This window comes from Martelella mediterranea DSM 17316, assembly GCF_002043005.1.
Classification (GTDB): domain Bacteria; phylum Pseudomonadota; class Alphaproteobacteria; order Rhizobiales; family Rhizobiaceae; genus Martelella; species Martelella mediterranea.
The window spans coordinates 1,137,921-1,155,595 of sequence record NZ_CP020330.1 but is presented as its reverse complement, the minus strand read 5'-3'; the positions used below and the strand labels follow the sequence as shown (position 1 = coordinate 1,155,595).

General features: G+C 63.9%; 13 protein-coding genes. 5 read left to right on the top strand and 8 right to left on the bottom strand.

From position 1 onward, the window contains the following. Window positions 1–30 precede the first annotated feature (30 nt). Window positions 31–1,014 (top strand): L-threonylcarbamoyladenylate synthase, encoded by a 984-nt coding sequence (locus Mame_RS05285; RefSeq protein ID WP_018064789.1) that lies wholly within the window; start codon window positions 31–33, stop codon window positions 1,012–1,014. After that, window positions 1,015–2,439: an FAD-binding oxidoreductase gene (locus tag Mame_RS05280; protein WP_018064790.1), complete on the top strand. Its 1,425-nt coding sequence runs from the start codon at window positions 1,015–1,017 to the stop codon at window positions 2,437–2,439. A gap of 25 nt (window positions 2,440–2,464) precedes the next feature. On the opposite strand, the gene Mame_RS05275 is transcribed toward Mame_RS05280, so the two are convergent. Both Mame_RS05275 and olsC read right to left on the bottom strand, forming a co-directional pair. Then, the gene (locus tag Mame_RS05275; RefSeq protein ID WP_018064791.1) at window positions 2,465–3,874 is read right to left on the bottom strand and encodes an MATE family efflux transporter; all 1,410 of its coding nucleotides are present in this window, start codon (window positions 3,872–3,874) and stop codon (window positions 2,465–2,467) included. Window positions 3,875–4,429: 555 nt separating this feature from the next. Beyond that, window positions 4,430–5,248 (bottom strand): ornithine lipid ester-linked acyl 2-hydroxylase OlsC, encoded by an 819-nt coding sequence (gene olsC, locus Mame_RS05270; RefSeq protein WP_018064792.1) that lies wholly within the window; start codon window positions 5,246–5,248, stop codon window positions 4,430–4,432. Window positions 5,249–5,426: 178 nt separating this feature from the next. On the opposite strand from olsC, the gene Mame_RS05265 reads away from it, so the two are divergent. Together Mame_RS05265 and Mame_RS05260 are read left to right on the top strand one after the other, a co-directional pair. Beyond that, window positions 5,427–8,798: a hybrid sensor histidine kinase/response regulator gene (locus Mame_RS05265; protein WP_026173472.1), complete on the top strand. Its 3,372-nt coding sequence runs from the start codon at window positions 5,427–5,429 to the stop codon at window positions 8,796–8,798. Then, window positions 8,791–9,699, top strand: coding sequence for a response regulator transcription factor (locus tag Mame_RS05260; RefSeq protein WP_018064794.1), 909 nt, complete (start codon window positions 8,791–8,793; stop codon window positions 9,697–9,699). Before Mame_RS05265 ends, Mame_RS05260 begins: the two co-directional genes overlap by 8 nt. A gap of 43 nt (window positions 9,700–9,742) precedes the next feature. On the opposite strand, the gene Mame_RS05255 is transcribed toward Mame_RS05260, so the two are convergent. From Mame_RS05255 to dut, 6 genes are all read right to left on the bottom strand, one after another. After that, window positions 9,743–11,029, bottom strand: a complete 1,287-nt coding sequence (locus Mame_RS05255; protein WP_018064795.1) for a TRAP transporter large permease — start codon at window positions 11,027–11,029, stop codon at window positions 9,743–9,745. Then, window positions 11,020–11,556, bottom strand: coding sequence for a TRAP transporter small permease (locus Mame_RS05250; RefSeq protein WP_018064796.1), 537 nt, complete (start codon window positions 11,554–11,556; stop codon window positions 11,020–11,022). The genes Mame_RS05255 and Mame_RS05250 overlap by 10 nt, the downstream gene beginning before the upstream one ends. An 81-nt stretch (window positions 11,557–11,637) precedes the next feature. Beyond that, window positions 11,638–12,612 carry a C4-dicarboxylate TRAP transporter substrate-binding protein gene (locus Mame_RS05245; protein WP_018064797.1) on the bottom strand — a complete coding sequence of 325 codons (975 nt, stop codon included), beginning with the start codon at window positions 12,610–12,612 and terminating at the stop codon, window positions 11,638–11,640. Between the two features lie 218 nt (window positions 12,613–12,830). After that, window positions 12,831–13,799, bottom strand: coding sequence for a cysteine synthase A (gene cysK, locus Mame_RS05240; RefSeq protein WP_018064798.1), 969 nt, complete (start codon window positions 13,797–13,799; stop codon window positions 12,831–12,833). Between the two features lie 157 nt (window positions 13,800–13,956). Further along, complete coding sequence (locus Mame_RS05235) at window positions 13,957–15,225, bottom strand: MgtC/SapB family protein (protein ID WP_018064799.1); 1,269 nt, start codon at window positions 15,223–15,225, stop codon at window positions 13,957–13,959. Window positions 15,226–15,327: 102 nt separating this feature from the next. Then, window positions 15,328–15,786 carry a dUTP diphosphatase gene (gene dut / locus Mame_RS05230; RefSeq protein ID WP_026173473.1) on the bottom strand — a complete coding sequence of 153 codons (459 nt, stop codon included), beginning with the start codon at window positions 15,784–15,786 and terminating at the stop codon, window positions 15,328–15,330. Window positions 15,787–16,090: 304 nt separating this feature from the next. Between dut and Mame_RS05225 the strand changes: the two genes are divergently transcribed. Next, window positions 16,091–17,674: a peptide chain release factor 3 gene (locus tag Mame_RS05225; RefSeq protein WP_018064801.1), complete on the top strand. Its 1,584-nt coding sequence runs from the start codon at window positions 16,091–16,093 to the stop codon at window positions 17,672–17,674. The last annotated feature ends 1 nt before the right edge of the window (window position 17,675 follow it).

Below are 17,675 nucleotides of genomic sequence, written 5' to 3'. Positions count from 1 at the left end.
CGATGATGGAACAGGAAGGGCGGGAATACCATGGCGCGGATCATCGATATCAGCCGGGAGGAAGAGCTTGCGATGGCGGAGGGTCGGCGGTTGCTGATCGTCGGCGAACTGGTCGCGATCCCGACCGAAACCGTTTACGGCCTTGCCGGCGACGCCACAGATGCGGAGGCGATCGCCAGGATCTACGCCGCCAAGAACCGGCCATCCTTCAATCCGCTGATCTGCCACATGGCCGACCTTGCGATGGCGGAACGCTATGCCGACTTCTCGCCGCTGGCGCGCGAGCTTGCCGATGCCTTCTGGCCCGGCCCGCTGACGCTGGTGCTGCCGCTGAAACCGGATGCGGGGATCGCGACGGCGGCCACCGCCGGGCTTGCCACCGTGGCCGTCCGGGTGCCGCGCGGCTTCGCCGGCCGGCTGATCGCCGAAACCGGTCGCCCGCTCGCCGCCCCCAGCGCCAACCGCTCCGGCCGGCTGAGCCCCACCACGGCCGGCCATGTGGACGCCGACCTCGGCGACCGGCTGCAACTGATCATCGACGCCGGTCCCGCGATCGTCGGCGTGGAATCGACGATCCTCAAGGTCGAGGGCGAGACCATCACCCTGCTCAGGCCGGGCGGCATTCCCGCCGAGGCGGTCGAGCGGCTGACGGGGCTTTCGGTGACGCGGCCCGCCACCCCCGGCGCGATCGAGGCGCCCGGCATGATGGCCTCGCATTACGCGCCGAACGCCGCCGTCCGGCTCAATGTCAGCCATGTCGAGCCCGGCGAGGCGCTGATCATGTTCGGCGCGCCCGTGATCGACAATGCCGAGGCCGCCCATGTCACGCTTCAGCTCTCCAAGACCGCCGACACGGCGGAGGCGGCAAGCAGGCTCTACGACGTGATGAAACAGGCCGACCAGAGCGGCGCCAGCGCGATCGCCGTGACGCCCATTCCGCATGATGGCATCGGCGAGGCGATCAACGACCGGCTTGCCCGCGCCGCGGCCCCCCGCCCCAAGGACTACGACTGAATGCCCGGCCCCGAGAAAGACCTGATCGCCCGCTTTGCCGAAATCGTCGGCCCGGGCCACGCCCTGACCGAGCCCCAAGACATCGCCCCCTACCTCACCGAGACCCGCGGACTTTATCACGGCGCGACCGCGCTGGTGCTGAAACCCGGCACCACCGCCGAGGTCGCCGCGATCATGACGCTGGCGAGCGAGACGAAAACCCCGGTCGTGCCCGCCTCCGGGCGCACCGGCCATGTCGGCGGCGCGGTTCCGCGCGAGGAAGGCACCGATATCGTGCTCTCGCTGGAACGGATGACGCGTATCCGCAAGATCGATACCGCCGGCAATTTCATGGTGGTCGATGGCGGAGTCATCCTTGCCGAGGCGCAGAGAGCGGCGGCCGACAATGACCGGCTGTTCCCGCTGTCGCTCGGCTCGGAAGGATCGGCCCGGATCGGCGGCAATCTTGCGACCAATGCCGGCGGCACGGCGGTGCTCGCCTATGGCAATATGCGCAATCTCTGCCTCGGCCTTGAAGTGGTGCTGCCGACCGGCGAGGTCTGGAACGGGCTGCGCTCGCTGAAGAAAGACAATACCGGATACGACCTGCGCGACCTGTTCATCGGCGCGGAAGGCACGCTCGGCGTCATCACCGGCGCGGTGCTGAAGCTGTTTCCGCGCCCTAAGGGCCATCAGGTGGCGTTTGCCGGGGTCGCTTCGCCCGAAAAGGCGCTGGACCTCTTCAACCTTGCCGCAAACCGCTGCGCCTCCGCGCTGACCGGTTTCGAGCTCATGGCCCATATGGCCTTCGCCTTCACGGTGAAGCATACCGAGGGCGCGCGCGATCCGCTTTCGGCGACCTATCCCTGGTACACGCTGATCGATATTTCCACCTCAGACAGCCAGCAATCGGCCGATGACATGATCACGGCTTTGCTGGAAGAGGCCTTTGAACAGGGCCTGGTGGAAGACGCCGTGATCGCCAAGTCCGAGGCCGAAATCGCCGAACTGTGGCATATGCGCGAAACCATGTCGGAGGCGCAGAAGCCGGAGGGCGGCTCGATCAAGCACGATGTCTCGGTTCCGGTCTCCTCGGTGCCCGCCTTCCTGCGCGAGGCGGATACCGCGGTGATGGCGGCCGTGCCGGGTGCGCGCATCTGCGCCTTCGGCCATCTCGGCGACGGCAATATACACTACAACATCTCGCAGCCGGAAGGCACCGACAAGGCGGCCTTCCTGGCGCGCTGGGGCGAGGTCAACGCAATCGTCCACGCCATCGTGCTCGCCCATGGCGGCTCGATCTCCGCCGAGCACGGCATCGGCCGGCTGAAGCGCGACGAGCTTGCGCGCATTCGCGAGCCGATCGAGATCGAGCTGATGCAGCGGATCAAGAAGGCCTTCGATCCGGCCGGCATCATGAACCCGGACAAGGTATTGAAGGCCTGACACGCGCCCGCGGCTTTGGGACGGCTCAGGCCGCCTCCGCCGCGATCGCGGTTTCCCGGTGTCCGTAAAACAGGCCGAGCCGCGCCCCGCGCCGGTTCAGCCACAACACCATGATGGCGATCGCCAGCATGCCGAGATCGCTGATCGGCGCGGCCATCCACAATCCCGTTTCGCCGAAGATGAACGGCAGGATGAAGATCAGCGGCAGGGTGAAGATATAGGTCCGCCCGAGCGTGATCGCGGCCGCGCGGCTGGCCATGCCCAGCGCCTGGAAATAGCCGGCAAGCACCATCAGCGGCGCGACGAGGACATAGGCGGCAGTCACGATCCGCACGATGTGGACCGCCTCGGCAATCACCGCGGGATCGGTCACGAACAGCGTGGCGATCGGCCTTGCTCCGACGATAAACGCGAGCTCAACGGCCACCCCGTAGCAAAGTCCCGTGGCGAGGCCGACAAGCAGCGTCCGGTCCGACCGGCCGAACAGGTGTGCGCCGAAATTATTGCCGACGATCGACTGGCAGGCGAAGTTCAGCCCCAGGAGCGGCAGAAAGGCGAAGGTCAGGAGCCGCGAGGCGATGCCATAGGCGGCGATCGCGATGTCGTGGTTGTCGCCGCTCCAGATGCCGATGCCGATAATGTAGCAGCCCGCCGAAAGGCTGGTGCCGGCAAGCCCGAGAGACGGCGGCAGGCCAAGCGCCAGAATGCGCGGCCACGCCTCCGTCAGCCGGTGGCCGGTGCGGCGCGCGAGCGCAAGCGGCGTCCGCCCGGAAAGCCTGAGCCAGATGACGACGCCCATGGCCACCGCCTGCGCCGCCAGCGTGCCGATTGCCGATCCGGCAACGCCCCAGCCAAGGCCGGCGATCAAGACATAGTTGAAACCGATATTGGCGAGCGTGACCAGAACGCCGATCCCGGCCATCACCCCCGGCTTGCCCTCCGAACGCAGCGCATCGCCCTGGATCGAGATCACGAATTGCAGCGGACTGCCGAAAATCACAAATGCCAGATAGGTCTTCGCCATGGCCGCCAGCGCGGCGTCGCCCTCGGAAAACCAGTCGACAAGCCTGATCCCGAGCGTGAGGTAGAACGCCATCAGCAGCACGGCAACGAGCAGCGACAGCATCATCGCCGATTGCAGCACCGCCTGCGCGCCGTCATCATCGCCGGCGCCGAGCCGGCGGGCCAGAATGGAGGCCATGCCGGAGGAAACCAGCGTCGACAGCGCCGCCACCGCCATGAAGATCGGGAAGACCAGCGTGACGGCGGCCAGCGCGCGGGGCCCCACCAGCAGGCCGAGAAAGATCGCGTCGACAATGGTGTAGAGTCCACTGACAAGCATCAGCAGAACGATGGGAGCGGCGGTCTTGAGAAACAGCGGCCAGACCGGGCCGGAAAGATAGGGGTTCGCCCGCGGCGAAACGACGTCAGACATTTTCGTTGCCCTTCAAGGACACTCACGCCGCCGGAGCGACCATGCTCGGTACCCGCATTGCCGGAAGCTTCGAGTGTCGTTGAGAACACGAAAAACCGAAGTCGGAACTGACTTCACCATCGCCGTTTGAGGCGCGCGGGCGGCAGGCGTCAGCAACCGCGCGCAATTAGCCTGCGTGATGGTCGCAAGTCAAGCGTGTCGGCACGCAGTCCGGGTTGCCGTTCGTCTCGCTCGGCTGTGAACCGTTACGGTTTGTCCGATTTCAGTGAACTTTCGGGAGTCGTTATTCTTAAAACCTCTCAGCCAACAATCTCCCCCCTTGAGGGGGAGATGTCGCGAAAGCGACAGAGAGGGGTAAAGGGCGTAAGCCCTAAAAGCCGCAAGCTCCGTGCTCTCGGAAAGGGTTCACCCCTCTCTGCCCCTGTCGGGGCATCTCTCCCTCAAGGGGAGAGATCGTTTACCGGGCGGCGAGGCTTTGGCGAAAACCGCACGTTCTGAACAACATCGCAGCGCCGGAAAGGTGTATCCTGCCGCTGCAAAAGCAAGACCCCTTCCTCACGACCGGTTCCGGAGTGCCTCGGCCTCGGCGTAGAACTTCTTTTCCCAGTCCTTGTGGTTGTCCAGCCCCTCGCGGATGAAGGGCGTGAACACGGCGAGGTTCATCAGCATCCAGTTGACCATTTTGGCCGGGAAGCGGGTCGGTTTGACGAAATCGACGAACAGCACCACGCGGGTCTTGTCGGTATGGTTCCAGGCCTCGTGCTCATAGGCATCGTCGAAGATCAGCACCTTGCCCTCTTCCCAGTGGCAGATCTGGTCCTTGACGCGGATCGCGAGCTGGTCGGGCTCGGCCTCCGGCACGATCATGCCGAGATGCAGGCGCAGCACCCCGTTATAGGGGCCGCGATGGGCCGGCAGGTGCTTGCCGGGCTCGAAGATCGAGAACATCACCGTGGTGAGGCCGGGAATTTTCTGCATCGCCTCCCAGGTCTTCGGGCAGGTCTTGATGTTCTGTTCCGATTTCAGCCCATAGCCGAGCAGGAAGAAGGTCTTCCAGTGGTTGTCGTCGGAGATCGTCTTCACATCGGTCGAGATGTCCTGGAAGCTCGGCAGCTCCGCCTGCCGCAGCAGCACCTTGTCGAGTTCGGCACGGATTGCGGGCGCTGCCGCCTCGATCTCCTTCGACCACGGGAAGGTGGCATTGTCATAGACCGGCGGATTGCCATGAATGGCATATTTCAGATTGAGCTTTTCGGCCCAGTTGACGATGCCCATGAAGAAGCGGGTGACAGCGCTCGGCCGTTCCATGGGGGTGATGCCCTCGGTGCCGAAGGTCTGGCCGTGATCGGCGGTTTCAGTCTCTGCTTTTGCCATGACGCCCCCTTTTATGCTGTGCATCGGTCCTTCCTGCACGCCAGCAGCATAACATTGTAACGAAAATGGAAAAAGTGCGGCAGGGAGAGCCGATATCCACGCGTTTTTGCTTGCCAAGCGCCCGCTATGCCGAAACATTTGCCTGATCCTTGGCATGACCTCCCTTTGCGAGCGATTGATGACACCACGCCAACGCATCATTCCGGTCCGGCGCGAATATAATCGCTGGGTCGCCAACCAGACGCTGGAAGACTACGCGCTGCGGTTTACCGCCAAGAGCGCGCGGCGGTTTTCCTCGAGCCGGATTTCGCAAACCGCGATTGGCGCGATCTCGTTTCTGGCGCTGGAAGCGATCGGCGGCACGATCACGCTCTCCTACGGCACGACCAACGCGTTTTACGCCGCGATCGTCGCCTCTGTCGTGATGCTGCTGGCCGGCCTGCCGATCGCGCGCTACGCGATCCGCCACGGCGTCGATATCGACCTTCTGACGCGCGGCGCATCCTTCGGCTATATCGGCTCCACGGTCACCTCGCTGATCTATGCGAGCTTCACCTTCATCCTGTTCGCGATCGAGGCCTCGATCATGTCCGGCGCGCTGAAGCTTGCCTTCGGCATACCACTGTGGATCAGCTACATCATCTCCGCCGTGGTGGTGATCCCGCTGGTGACGTATGGCGTGCAGATGATCTCGCGGTTCCAGTTGATCACCCAGCCGTTCTGGATCGTGCTCAACATCGCCCCCTTCATCTTCATCGCATTCATGGATTTTGAGAAATTCGAGCTGTGGCGGGCCTTTGGCGGGCTGCATGCAGAAGCGGCGGAACCGGGCATGGCCGCGCCGTTCACGCTGGCCGGCTTTGCGGCAGCCGCCGGCGTTATCTTCGCGCTGATGCCGCAGATCGGCGAACAGGTCGACTTCCTGCGCTTTCTGCCCGCGACCGGCAAGCCCAGGCTCCATCACCGCATTGCGATCTTCCTCGCCGGGCCGGGTTGGGTCGTGGTCGGCGTGCCGAAGCTGATGGCGGGGTCGTTTCTTGCCGTACTTGTGCTTTCCACCGGCATGCCGGCGAGCGAGGCCGCCGATCCCGCCCATATGTATCTGACGGCCTTCGGCTACATGATCCCGAACCAGACGGCGGCGCTGATGCTGATGGCCGCCTTCGTGGTCGTCTCCCAGCTCAAGATCAACGTGATGAATGCCTATGCGGGATCGCTCGCCTGGTCGAACTTCTTCTCGCGCCTGACCCACAGCCATCCGGGCCGGGTGGTGTGGCTGGTGTTCAACGTCGCGATCGCGCTTCTACTCATGCAGCTCGGCATCTACCGGCTCTTGGAGGCCGCGCTCAGCGTGTTCTCGATCGTCGCCATGGCGTGGCTGTCGACGATCTCCGCCGACCTGTTCATCAACAAGCCGCTCGGCCTGTCGCCGCCCGGCATCGAGTTCAAGCGCGCCCATCTCTACGACATCAATCCCGTCGGCCTCGGCGCGATGTTCCTCTCCGGCGCGGTGGCGCTTGCCGCCCATTTCGGCCTGTTCGGCGCGCTCGCGGTCTCCTTCGCGCCGTTCATCGCCCTTTTCGTCGCGCTTATCGCCTCGCCGGCGCTCGCCTATGCCACCGGCGGGCGCTATTACCTCGCCCGCCGCCAGCGCAAGGGCTGGCAGCAAAAGACGGCGATCACCTGCTCGATCTGCGAACACGCCTTCGAGCCGGAGGATATGGCATGGTGTCCGGCCTATGCCGGGCCGATCTGCTCGCTATGCTGCTCGCTCGACAGCCGCTGTCACGACCTCTGCAAGCCGAACGCGAAGTTCGAGGCGCAGCTTGGCACCGTCGCCCACAAGCTGCTGCCGGCGCGGATCGTCGCCCAGCTTGCCACAAGGCTCGGGCGCTACGGCATAACGCTCGCGCTGTCGATCACCGCGATCGGCGCGATCCTGGCGATGATCGCCTATCAGACCGCGCGGGCGGCGCCGGAAACGCAGGTGGTGGTCTACAACACCGCGCTGATCGTGTTCTTCGTCTTTGCGCTGATTGCCGGCGTGGTCGCCTGGTTCTTCGTGCTGGCCCAGGACAGTCGCAAGGTCGCCGAGGAAGAATCCTCGCGCCAGACCACGCTGCTGCTCAAGGAAATCGCGGCGCACGAGAAAACCGATGCGGCGTTGCAGGCCGCCAAGGAAGCCGCCGAATCCGCCAACCGCGCCAAGAGCCGCTATGTCGTGGGTCTTTCCCACGAGCTCAGGACGCCGCTCAACGCCGTCTCCGGCTATGCCCAGTTGCTGGAGCGCGATCCGACGATCCCCGAGGCCCGCCAGCCGGCGATCCAGTCGATCCGGCGCTCCGCCGATTATCTTTCGGGCCTGATCGACGGGTTGCTTGATATTTCCCGGATCGAATCGGGCCGGCTGCAGGTCTATTCCAACGAGATCAATCTCGGCGAATTCCTCGACCAGATCGTCGATATCTTCGAGACCCAAGCCCGCGCCAAGGGCCTCGCCTTTCGCCACGGTCGTGACCGGAACCTGCCAGCCTATGTCCGCACCGACGAAAAGCGCCTGCGCCAGATCCTGGTCAACCTCTTGTCGAACGCGGTGAAGTTCACCGATACGGGCACGGTGACCTTCGATGCCCGCTATCGCAGCCAGGTGGCCACCTTCACCGTGACGGATACCGGCAGCGGCATCGACGAGAAGCATCTCGGCCGGATCTACGAACCGTTCGAGCGCGGCGGAACCCGCGACAAGCCGGGCCTCGGTCTCGGCCTGACAATCACCAGGCTTCTGGTCAACACGCTCGGCGGCGATATCGCGGTCGAGAGCCGCCCCGGCGAGGGCGCGACCTTCTCGGTGCGGCTGATGCTCGCCTCCGTCGACCGCCCGACGCCCCCGCAAGCCGGCGCGGACACCGGCGTCTATGATGGTCCGCGCCGAACGATCATGGTCGTCGACGACAATGAGGATCACCGCGCGATGATGGCCGATATCCTGCAACCGCTCGGCTTCAACGTGATGCTGGCCGAAAACGGCGCGGCCTGTCTCGAACAGACCGCAATCGAACCGGTGGACCTGTTCCTGCTCGACATCCGCATGCCCGGCATGAACGGCTGGCAACTGGCGACAGCGCTGCGCGAACGCGGCGTGACGCGGCCGATCATCATGCTCTCGGCCAATATCGGCGATGACGCCGAGATCGGCCACGGCGATGACAGCCATAACGACACGCTGTCCAAGCCCGTCAACCTGAAGCGGCTGAAGGACGTGCTCGGCCTTCATCTGGGTCTGACATGGCGGCAAGAAGCGGAGGCTGCACCGGTCAAAGCGGCAAAAATGCCGGAACGGCTCGTTCCGCCCCCGAAACCCGAGCGTGAGGAATTGATCCGTCTGGCGGAGATCGGCTATCACCGGGGCATCAAGGACAAGCTCGCCGCACTTGCCGCCACGCACAAGCCGTTTGTCGAGGAGGCGACGGGTTTCGTCGATCGTTTCGATCTCGACGGCTTCCTGCGTTTCATGAGATCGCTGCCGACCGAAGGGGACGGGAATGGCTGAGCCACAGGAAATCGTTCTGCTCGTCGATGACAGTCCGGATGCGCTGAGTTTCCTGACCGAGGCGCTGGAGGCGTCCGGCTATTCCGTGCTGATCGCGACCTCGGGCGCGAGCGCGCTTTCAATCGTCGAGCGGATCACGCCCGATATCGTGCTGATGGATGCGGTGATGCCCAAGATGGACGGCTTCGAGGCCTGCCGCAGGCTGAAGGCCGGGCCCTCCGCCGAAACGCCGGTGATCTTCATGACCGGGCTTTCGGAGACCGAGCATATCGTCCACGCGCTGGAATCGGGCGGGGTCGATTACCTCACCAAGCCGATCAATATCGACGAGCTGCGCGCGCGCATCCGGGTCCATCTCGCCAATGCCCGCTCGACCCAGAGCGCGCGGGTGGCGCTGGACGCCACCGGCCGCCACCTGCTGGCCTGCGATGTCGATGGCGCACTGCGCTGGATGACCCCGCAGGCAAGCCGGCTGATCCACGACGCGGTCGGCGCCGGCGCCGATCTCGGCTTCGTCTCACGCCAGCTCGCGGACTGGCTTGCAGGCACCGAACCGGTGGCCAGCCCGGATGCCATTCTTCCGATCACCGAAAACGGCAAAAAGCTGTTTCAGCTCGCTTTTCTGGAAAAGACCGGGGCCAGCGAATTCCTGTTCCGCGTCACCCCCGCGAACCCCGTCAGCGACGACGAGGCGCTGCGCAAGGAATTCCCGCTGACCGCGCGCGAGGCCGAGGTTCTGGCCTGGATCGCCAAGGGCAAGACCAACCGCGATATCGGCGACATCCTCGGCCTTTCCACCCGCACGGTGAACAAGCATCTCGAAACCATCTATGTGAAGCTCGGCGTCGAAAACCGGGCGTCGGCGGCGGTGAAAGCGGCCTATGTGCTGCACGGGATGTGAGCATCGCCCTGGCCTCACGCAATGCGAGGCCGGGGAAAAGGGGCTATTTCCCCATCATCATGTCCGGCAGGAAGGTCACGATAGAGGGGAAGAAAACGAGCGCCAGCAGCACCGCGATAAGCGCCACGAAGAACAGCCATGCCTCGCGCATATATTCGCCGATCGAGACGCCGAGGACCGAGCACGAGGTGAACATCAGCGTGCCGACGGGGGGCGTGACGCCGCCGATCGTCAGGTTCACCACCATCACGATGCCGAACTGCAAGGGATCGATGCCGAGCTTGGTGATCGCCGGCACCAGGATCGGCGTCAGCAGGATCAGCGCCGCCGTGCCTTCGATCAGCATGCCGATGCCTAGCAACAAGACGTTGATCAGCAGCAGCAGCATCAGCGGGTTTTCGGTGATGCCGAGAAGCAGCGCCGCGCCCTTGGACGGGATCTGCTCCCAGGTCATATAGAAGCCGAACGCCCCGGCCGCACAGATGATCAGCATCACGACGGCGGTTGCCAGCACGGTTTCGGTGATGATCAGCGGGAAGGAGGAGAGCTTCAGCTCCCGGTGCCAGAAAAAGCCGATGATCGAGGCATAGACTACCGTCATCGCGCCCGCCTCTGTTGGCGTGAAGATGCCCTGGCGGATGCCGATCAGGATGAAGGCGATGATCGAAAGCGCGCCGAGGGATTCGACGAAGGCTTTCCACAGCTCGCCGCTGGTCGCCATCTTGACGCGCGTCGGCTTGTACTTGCGGCTCTTGGCCCGGAGCCTGACGGCCAGCATAAGCGCAAGCATGATCAAGAGGCCGGGAACGATGCCGGCGATGAACAGCCTGCCGACGGAGACATTGGCGAGAAAGCCGTAAAGAATGAGCCCGATGCCCGGCGGAATGATCGGCGTGATGACGGCCGAGCAGGTGCACACCGCCGCAGTGAAGCCTGGCGAATAGCCGCGTCGCACCATTTCCGTGCCCAGCATCTTGGCCTGCATGGCGGCATCGGCGTTGGCCGAGGCCGACAGCCCGCCCATCAGCGCCGACAGCATGACATTGGCCTGCGCCAAGCCGCCGATGGTGTGGCCCACCAGCGCATCGGCAAAGCCGAGCAGCCGCCTCGTGATGCCGGCATGGTTCATGATCGTGCCGGCGAAGATGAAGAACGGCACGGCAAGCAGCGGAAAGGATTCGGTGGAGGACGCCATCTTCTGGATGAACGAGCTGATCGGCAGCCCGCTCGACATCAGGAAGAAGCTGAGCGCGGCCATGGCGATGCCAAGCGCGATCGGCGTGTTCAGCAGAAACAACGCCAGCATGATGGCAACCGGTATCAGGCCCATCCCGCGCCTCCTTCGTCCGGAGTTTCGGCGAGACGGTGGGTGGGCTCCGTATCGCCCTTGAACTTGCGCAGCGCAATGCCGGCATAACGCAGGAACATGCAGGCGAAGCCGCACATCAGCGCCGCGTAGAGAATGGCGCGCGGCCATCTGAGGATCGGCATCGGATCATCCATCGTGCTCAGACAGAATTTGACGCCAAGCCAGGTCGCATAGGCGAGAAAGGCAAGGATCAGCAGATCGACGAGAGCGCCGAGAAAGCGGCGCGGCCCCGCCGGGATCAGCATCCACGCCAGATCGATGCTCATATGCATGCCATATTTGAAGGCCGCCGCGCTGCCCATGAAAATCAACCAGGCGAAGGAAACCGAGGCGATATCGCCGGTCCAGGCCGCCGGCGTTTCGGTGATATAGCGCGTCACGACGCCCCAGCAGACCGCTGCGACCAGCACGAGGAGCGCGGTGCCGGCAATCACTTCCTCGAAATAATAGAATGGGCGCAGACCGGACCCTTGCGAATGCTTCGACATCGTTTCCCGCCTTGAAAATCGTATGAGGTCACCGAAAGGCCGAGGCGTCATGCCCCGGCCTCCGGTCGCTTTCGAACCCGCTTACTCAGCGAGGATCTTCTGGATCTGGTCGTAGAGGCCGGGCGTCCAGTTCGGGAACTCGCCGTAGACGCCGGCGGTCTTGTCGCGGAAGGCCTGGATATCGACATCGTCGACGATGGTGACGCCGGCATCGCGGAACATGTCCTTGTACTCCTCGTCACGCTTCAACGTCAGTTCGGTGGCGAGCGCGCCGGTTTCCTGACCGACCTCCATCATCACACCGCGGATGTCTTCCGGCAGGCTGTTGAAATAGTCGGAATTGATCACCCAGAAGGTAAAGGCGGTGAAGTGCTGGGTCAGCGAGATGGTATCGCGGGTCTCGTGCAGCTTCGCCCCCCAGAGCGAGCCGAGCGGGGCTTCCGCGCCTTCGACGACGTTCTGCTGAAGAGCACTATAGACTTCCGACCACTCGACAGTTGCCGGGCGCGTGCCCATGGCCTCGAACGTCTTGACGAACACCGTGTTCGGCGGGACGCGTATGGTCATGCCGTCGACATCGGCCGGACTGCGCACGGGCTTGTCGGCCAGGATGTTGCGGGCGCCGAAAAGCGCATCGTCAACGAGAAAGGTGATGCCCTTGTCGTTGAACTGGTCCTTGACGGAGGCGAACCAGTCCGAGCTTGCGATCTTTTCGAACTGCTCCGGATTGTCGAGCAGGTAGGGGCCTTCGACCACGCCGATATCCGGCACGAAATCGGAGAGGTAACCGGACGAGGTGACCGAGATGATCGGCGCGCCCTGGCGCATCATCTGGTTGACGTCCTTCTCGCTGCCAAGCTGCTGGGCCGGAAACACCTGAATTTCAACGCGCCCGTCGGTGCGCTTGGCAACTTCATCGGCGAAGAACTCAGCCGCCTCGATGGTCGGCTCGCCCGGCGACAGGGAACTGGCGAGGCGAATGGTGTAGTCGGCCGCCATGGCCGAACCGGCGAACAGGAAACCAGCCGCGACGAGAGCGGCATTAGCAAATTTCATGATTGACTTTCCTCCTGAGGATCATTGGGCCCTCCTCCGAAAAGGACTCTTATATATGATCATTTATTTCACATATAAATTTGAAGCTTGTCAACAGCGGTTGTGAGGAAGCGGCTACCTGCCGCAACGAAAAGGCCGGAGACATGGCACTCGCCATGTCTCCGGCCTTAAAATGAGCCTGATAATCGATGCGTCGGTTGTTCCCGCGCGGGGAAGTGTTACTGCCCGAGCCCCTCGAACAGCGCCGTCGACAGATAGCGTTCGGCGAAGGACGGGATGATGAGGACGATGGTCTTGCCTTCGTTCTCGGGGCGCGAGCCGACCTCGATCGCCGCCTTCAGGGCGGCGCCCGAGGAAATGCCGACCGGCACGCCTTCAAGGCGGGCCACTTCGCGGGCGAGCGCGAAGGCATCGTCGTTTTCGACCTGTACGATCTCGTCATAGACCGAGGTATCGAGTACGCCCGGCACGAAGCCGGCGCCGATGCCCTGGATCTTGTGCGGCGCAGGCGAACCGCCGGACAGCACCGGCGAGGCGGTGGGCTCCACGGCCACCACATGCACGTCCTTCTTCTTCTGCTTCAGCACCTGGCCGACGCCGGTGATGGTGCCGCCCGTGCCGATGCCGGAGACGAAGATATCGACATCGCCATTGGTGTCGTTCCAGATTTCCTCGGCCGTGGTCTTGCGGTGAATTTCCGGATTGGCCGGGTTTTCGAACTGCTGCGGGATCACCGCGTTCTCGGTCTCGGCGGCGATTTCCTCGGCCTTGGCGACCGCGCCCTTCATGCCCTTCGGCGGCTCGGTCAGCACCAGTTCCGCGCCGAGCAGCGCCAGCATCTTGCGGCGCTCGATCGACATCGATTCCGGCATGGTGAGGATCAGCTTGTAGCCCTTGGCGGCGGCCGCGAAGGCGAGCGCGATGCCGGTATTGCCGGAGGTCGGCTCGACCAGAACGGATTTGCCGGGGGTGATCTTGCCGGCCTTTTCCAGCGCCTCGATCATGGCGAAGCCGATACGGTCCTTCACCGAGGCGATCGGATTGAAGAATTCGAGCTTGGCGAGAAGGTTGGCCTTGACGCCATGCTCCTTCGCCAGCTTGTCGAGACGCACGAGCGGCGTGTCGCCGATCGTTTCGAGGATGGATCCGTATACCTTCCCGCGTCCGGGCTTGCCGTTCTGTTCCATGACTGTGCTCCCTTGAATTCGTTACAATCTAGGTAGGGTCGAAGGCGACCGAATTCGAGGCACGAACCGGCAATGCACTCTGAACTTGAGGAATGCAGTTCCAATTATAGCCCCTCCGAAGGAATTTCATTTCAGGTGCGACCTGCAAGCCCGTGCGTCACTGCAAAACCGCGCTGTAGAGCCAGAAACAGGCCCCGCCGACCACGATCACCACCAGCGTCACCAGGGCGAGCAGCCGGCCATATTCCCGCGTGCCGCTGCTATAGGCCAGAACCACCTTGGTGATCAGGTTGGAGACCGCCGCCGTCAGCACCGCGATCGCCGCGGTATGGATCGGAACTGCCCCTCCGGCCAGATGCGCGGTCGAAAGCGTGATGGCATCGAGATCGGGAATGCCTGAGACGAGCGCGATGAACACGATACTCGCCGGCCCCAGGAACTTGACCAGCACCTTGGCGGCAAAACCGATGACGCCGAGCAATGCGCCGAACCGCAGCACCGACTGCAGCTCGAACGGATTGGAAAGCTGAAGCTCGGTCTCCGGCCCGGCGTTCCCGCCGCTGCGGTTCAGGACGAGGCTTGCAAGGATGAAGGCGCAAAGCCCCGGCGCAAGGGCAGCCGCCAGCGGCGCCATCAGAACCGGCGCCACGACCGAGGCGATCACGAAGCAGCGCACCAGCGACAGCCCGCCGGCGATCGATGCCGCGCCCGCGAGCCTTCGCGCCAGCACAGGCTGGCTGACCGAAATGCGCGCGAAGGAGAGCGTCGTCGCCGTTGACGACACGATTCCGCCGGTGGCGCCGGCAAACAGGATGCCGCGCTCCGGACCGCCGATGCGCATCGCCACATAGCCGGCATAGGAGAGTGCTGCGATCATCACCGTCATCAGCCAGACGGAGAACGGATTGAACCCGCCCCATGGATCGATCGCGCGGTTGGGCAGAAGCGGCAGCGCCACGAAGCTCATCGTCAGAAGCACGAGCGCCGAACGCAGTTCCACCCATGTCATCGACTTCAGAAAACCGTGAAGCGCGTGGCGGGCGGCCAGCAGCACGGTGGTGACCACCCCGCCGGCGGCCGCCAGCCGCATATCGCCCGTGACGGAAACAATGCCGAGCGCGAACACGACCAGCGCCGCAACCACGCCGGTGACGCTGAAATCATGCCTCGGACCGGCAGCCAGATACTCGAAGACAACGAAGGCGATCGTCAGCCCGGCCGCCAGCATCGCCGGCACCGCCGCGCCGGTCTCGACGCCGAGATAGCCCGCCAGCCCGCCCAGAAGCCCGACCAGCGCAAAGGTGCGGATGCCCGCCACCCGCTGCCCGTCGGCCAGATCCCGCTCCTGCCAGCCGCGCTCGATCCCGGCCAAGAGCCCGATCGCCAGCGCCAGACCAACCCGCTGAAACGCCTCCATCATGTCCATCGGCAAAGCCTCCGTGCCGCGTTGCGCCAGCTTTCCGGGAAGCCTACACCACAGGCAAGAATGCGGAAATACGCCGATTTACAGACGCCCGGAAACCGCGCCTCACACGCCCGTCGATCCAAATCCGCCGGCGCCGCGTTTGGTCTCGGTCAGATCGTCGACCACGGTGACCGGCATCTGCGTGACCGGGGCGATGATGACCTGGGCGATGCGCATGCCGCGTTCGATGGTGAAGGCTTCCTCGCCGAGATTGACGAGCAGTACCTTGACCTCGCCGCGATAATCGCTGTCGATGGTGCCGGGCGTGTTGAGGCAGGTGATGCCGTGCTTGAAGGCAAGGCCGGAGCGCGGGCGGATTTGGGCCTCGAAGCCTTGCGGAATTTCGAAGATGAAACCGGTCGGCACCAGCGCCCGCTTGGCCGGCGCAAGCGTCATCGGCGCGTCGACGGCGGCGCGGATATCCATGCCGGCGGAGCCCGCGGTTTCATAGGCGGGCGGTTCGATGCCCTCGGCATGTTCCAGGCGTTTCAGCTTCAGCGTCATTCTTTTTTCCGTGTTCATTGCGGTCACCCTGGGAGCTGCCACCTTGCACGTCCACCTCACCTCTGGCCGATCTCCCCCCTTGAGGGGGAGATGCCCGGCAGGGCAGAGAGGGGTGCAGCGAAAGCCGCCAGCTCTGAGCTCGTTGAAAGGGTTCACCCCTCTCTGTCGCTTTCGCGACATCTCCCCCTCAAAGGGGGGAGATTGGTGATTGTGAGGTCCTCGTCAATTTCGCCCGCATCCTTCGCCACCAGACGCCGACAGGTCAATTGCATCTTGTGGCCCAAATCGCTACATAGGCCGCCATCAACAGGATATTCGACCGATGCCCGAAACGCTTGCCGAGGCGGTTGCCCGCCGCCGCACCTTCGCGATCATCTCGCATCCCGACGCCGGGAAGACCACGCTGACCGAAAAGCTGCTGCTTTTCGGCGGCGCGATCCAGCTTGCCGGCGAGGTGAAGGCGAAGAAGGATCGCATCCAGACCCGCTCGGACTGGATGAAGATCGAACGCGAACGCGGCATTTCGGTGGTCACCTCGGTGATGACCTTCGAATATGACAACACCGTCTTCAACCTGCTCGACACGCCCGGCCACGAGGACTTCGCCGACGACACCTATCGTACGCTGACGGCGGTGGATGCGGCGATCATGGTGATCGACGCGGCCAAGGGCATCGAGCCCCGGACGCTGAAGCTTTTCGAGGTCTGCCGGCTGCGCGACATCCCGATCATCACCTTCGTCAACAAGATGGACCGTGAGGCCCGCGACACGTTCGAAATCCTCGAGGAAGTGCAGGAGAAGCTCGCGCTCGACACCGTGCCGATGACATGGCCGATCGGCCAGGGCAAGAGCTTCTGCGGCACCTATCACCTGAAGGACAGCGCGGTGCGCTATGGCGACAGCCAGAAAGAGCTGACCAAGGTGAACGGCCCGGAAGTCGTGTCGGAAAAACTGCCGGAGCATGAGCGTCAGGACTGGGCGGAAATGGCCGAGCTTGCGATCGACGGTTATCCCGCCTTCGACCGGCAGGCGTTTCTGGAAGGCCATATGACGCCGGTCTATTTCGGCTCGGCGCTCCGCAATAACGGCGTGCGCGATCTGATCCACGCGCTTTCCGATTTCGCGCCCGCGCCGCGCGCGCAGGTGGCCGATGTTCGCACCGTGGAGGCGACCGACCCGAAGATGAGCGCCTTCGTGTTCAAGATCCAGGCCAATATGGACCCGAACCACCGCGACCGCATCGCCTTCGTACGCGTGTGCTCCGGCACGCTGACGCGCGGCATGAAGGCGAGGCTTGCCCGCACCGGCAAGCAGATGGGGCTGACCGCGCCGCAATTCTTCTTCGCCTCGCAGCGCCAGCTTGCCGATACGGCCTATGCCGGCGATGTCGTCGGCATCCCGAACCACGGCGCGCTCCGCATCGGCGACACGCTGACCGATGGCGAGGCGCTGGTGTTCCAGGGCGTGCCGAACTTCGCGCCGGAAATCCTCCGCCGCGTGCGGCTGGAAGACGCGATGAAGGCCAAGAAGCTGAAGGAAGCCCTGCAGCAGATGGCTGAGGAAGGCGTGGTCCAGCTGTTCACGCCTGAAGACGGCTCGCCGGCAATCGTCGGCGTCGTCGGCGCGCTGCAGCTCGACGTTCTGAAGGAGCGGCTGAAGGCGGAATACGGCCTGCCGGTATCGTTCGAGATGGCGCGGTTTTCCGTCTGCCGCTGGATTTCGGCCGAGAAGCCCGCCGATCTGGAAAAATTCATCTCCGGCCGGCGCGGCGATATCGCCCGCGACCTCGACGGCGATCCGGTGTTCATGGCGCAGGACGGCTTCTCGCTGAACTACGAAAGCGAGCGTGCGCCGGAAATCCGGATGATCGCGATCAAGGAATACCATCAGGCAAAGGCGGCCTGAC

Excerpts from the sequence above, each read along its gene's own strand:
- cysK (WP_018064798.1), bottom strand. The coding sequence starts at position 13,799 with ATGGAACAGAACGGCAAGCCCGGACGCGGGAAGGTATACGGATCCATC.
- olsC (WP_018064792.1), bottom strand. The coding sequence starts at position 5,248 with ATGGCAAAAGCAGAGACTGAAACCGCCGATCACGGCCAGACCTTCGGC.
- Mame_RS05250 (WP_018064796.1), bottom strand. The coding sequence starts at position 11,556 with ATGTCGAAGCATTCGCAAGGGTCCGGTCTGCGCCCATTCTATTATTTC.
- Mame_RS05255 (WP_018064795.1), bottom strand. The coding sequence starts at position 11,029 with ATGGGCCTGATACCGGTTGCCATCATGCTGGCGTTGTTTCTGCTGAAC.
- Mame_RS05235 (WP_018064799.1), bottom strand. The coding sequence starts at position 15,225 with ATGGACATGATGGAGGCGTTTCAGCGGGTTGGTCTGGCGCTGGCGATC.
- Mame_RS05245 (WP_018064797.1), bottom strand. The coding sequence starts at position 12,612 with ATGAAATTTGCTAATGCCGCTCTCGTCGCGGCTGGTTTCCTGTTCGCC.
- Mame_RS05265 (WP_026173472.1), top strand. The coding sequence starts at position 5,427 with ATGACACCACGCCAACGCATCATTCCGGTCCGGCGCGAATATAATCGC.
- Mame_RS05275 (WP_018064791.1), bottom strand. The coding sequence starts at position 3,874 with ATGTCTGACGTCGTTTCGCCGCGGGCGAACCCCTATCTTTCCGGCCCG.
- Mame_RS05260 (WP_018064794.1), top strand. The coding sequence starts at position 8,791 with ATGGCTGAGCCACAGGAAATCGTTCTGCTCGTCGATGACAGTCCGGAT.
- Mame_RS05280 (WP_018064790.1), top strand. The coding sequence starts at position 1,015 with ATGCCCGGCCCCGAGAAAGACCTGATCGCCCGCTTTGCCGAAATCGTC.
- Mame_RS05285 (WP_018064789.1), top strand. The coding sequence starts at position 31 with ATGGCGCGGATCATCGATATCAGCCGGGAGGAAGAGCTTGCGATGGCG.
- Mame_RS05225 (WP_018064801.1), top strand. The coding sequence starts at position 16,091 with ATGCCCGAAACGCTTGCCGAGGCGGTTGCCCGCCGCCGCACCTTCGCG.
- dut (WP_026173473.1), bottom strand. The coding sequence starts at position 15,786 with ATGAACACGGAAAAAAGAATGACGCTGAAGCTGAAACGCCTGGAACAT.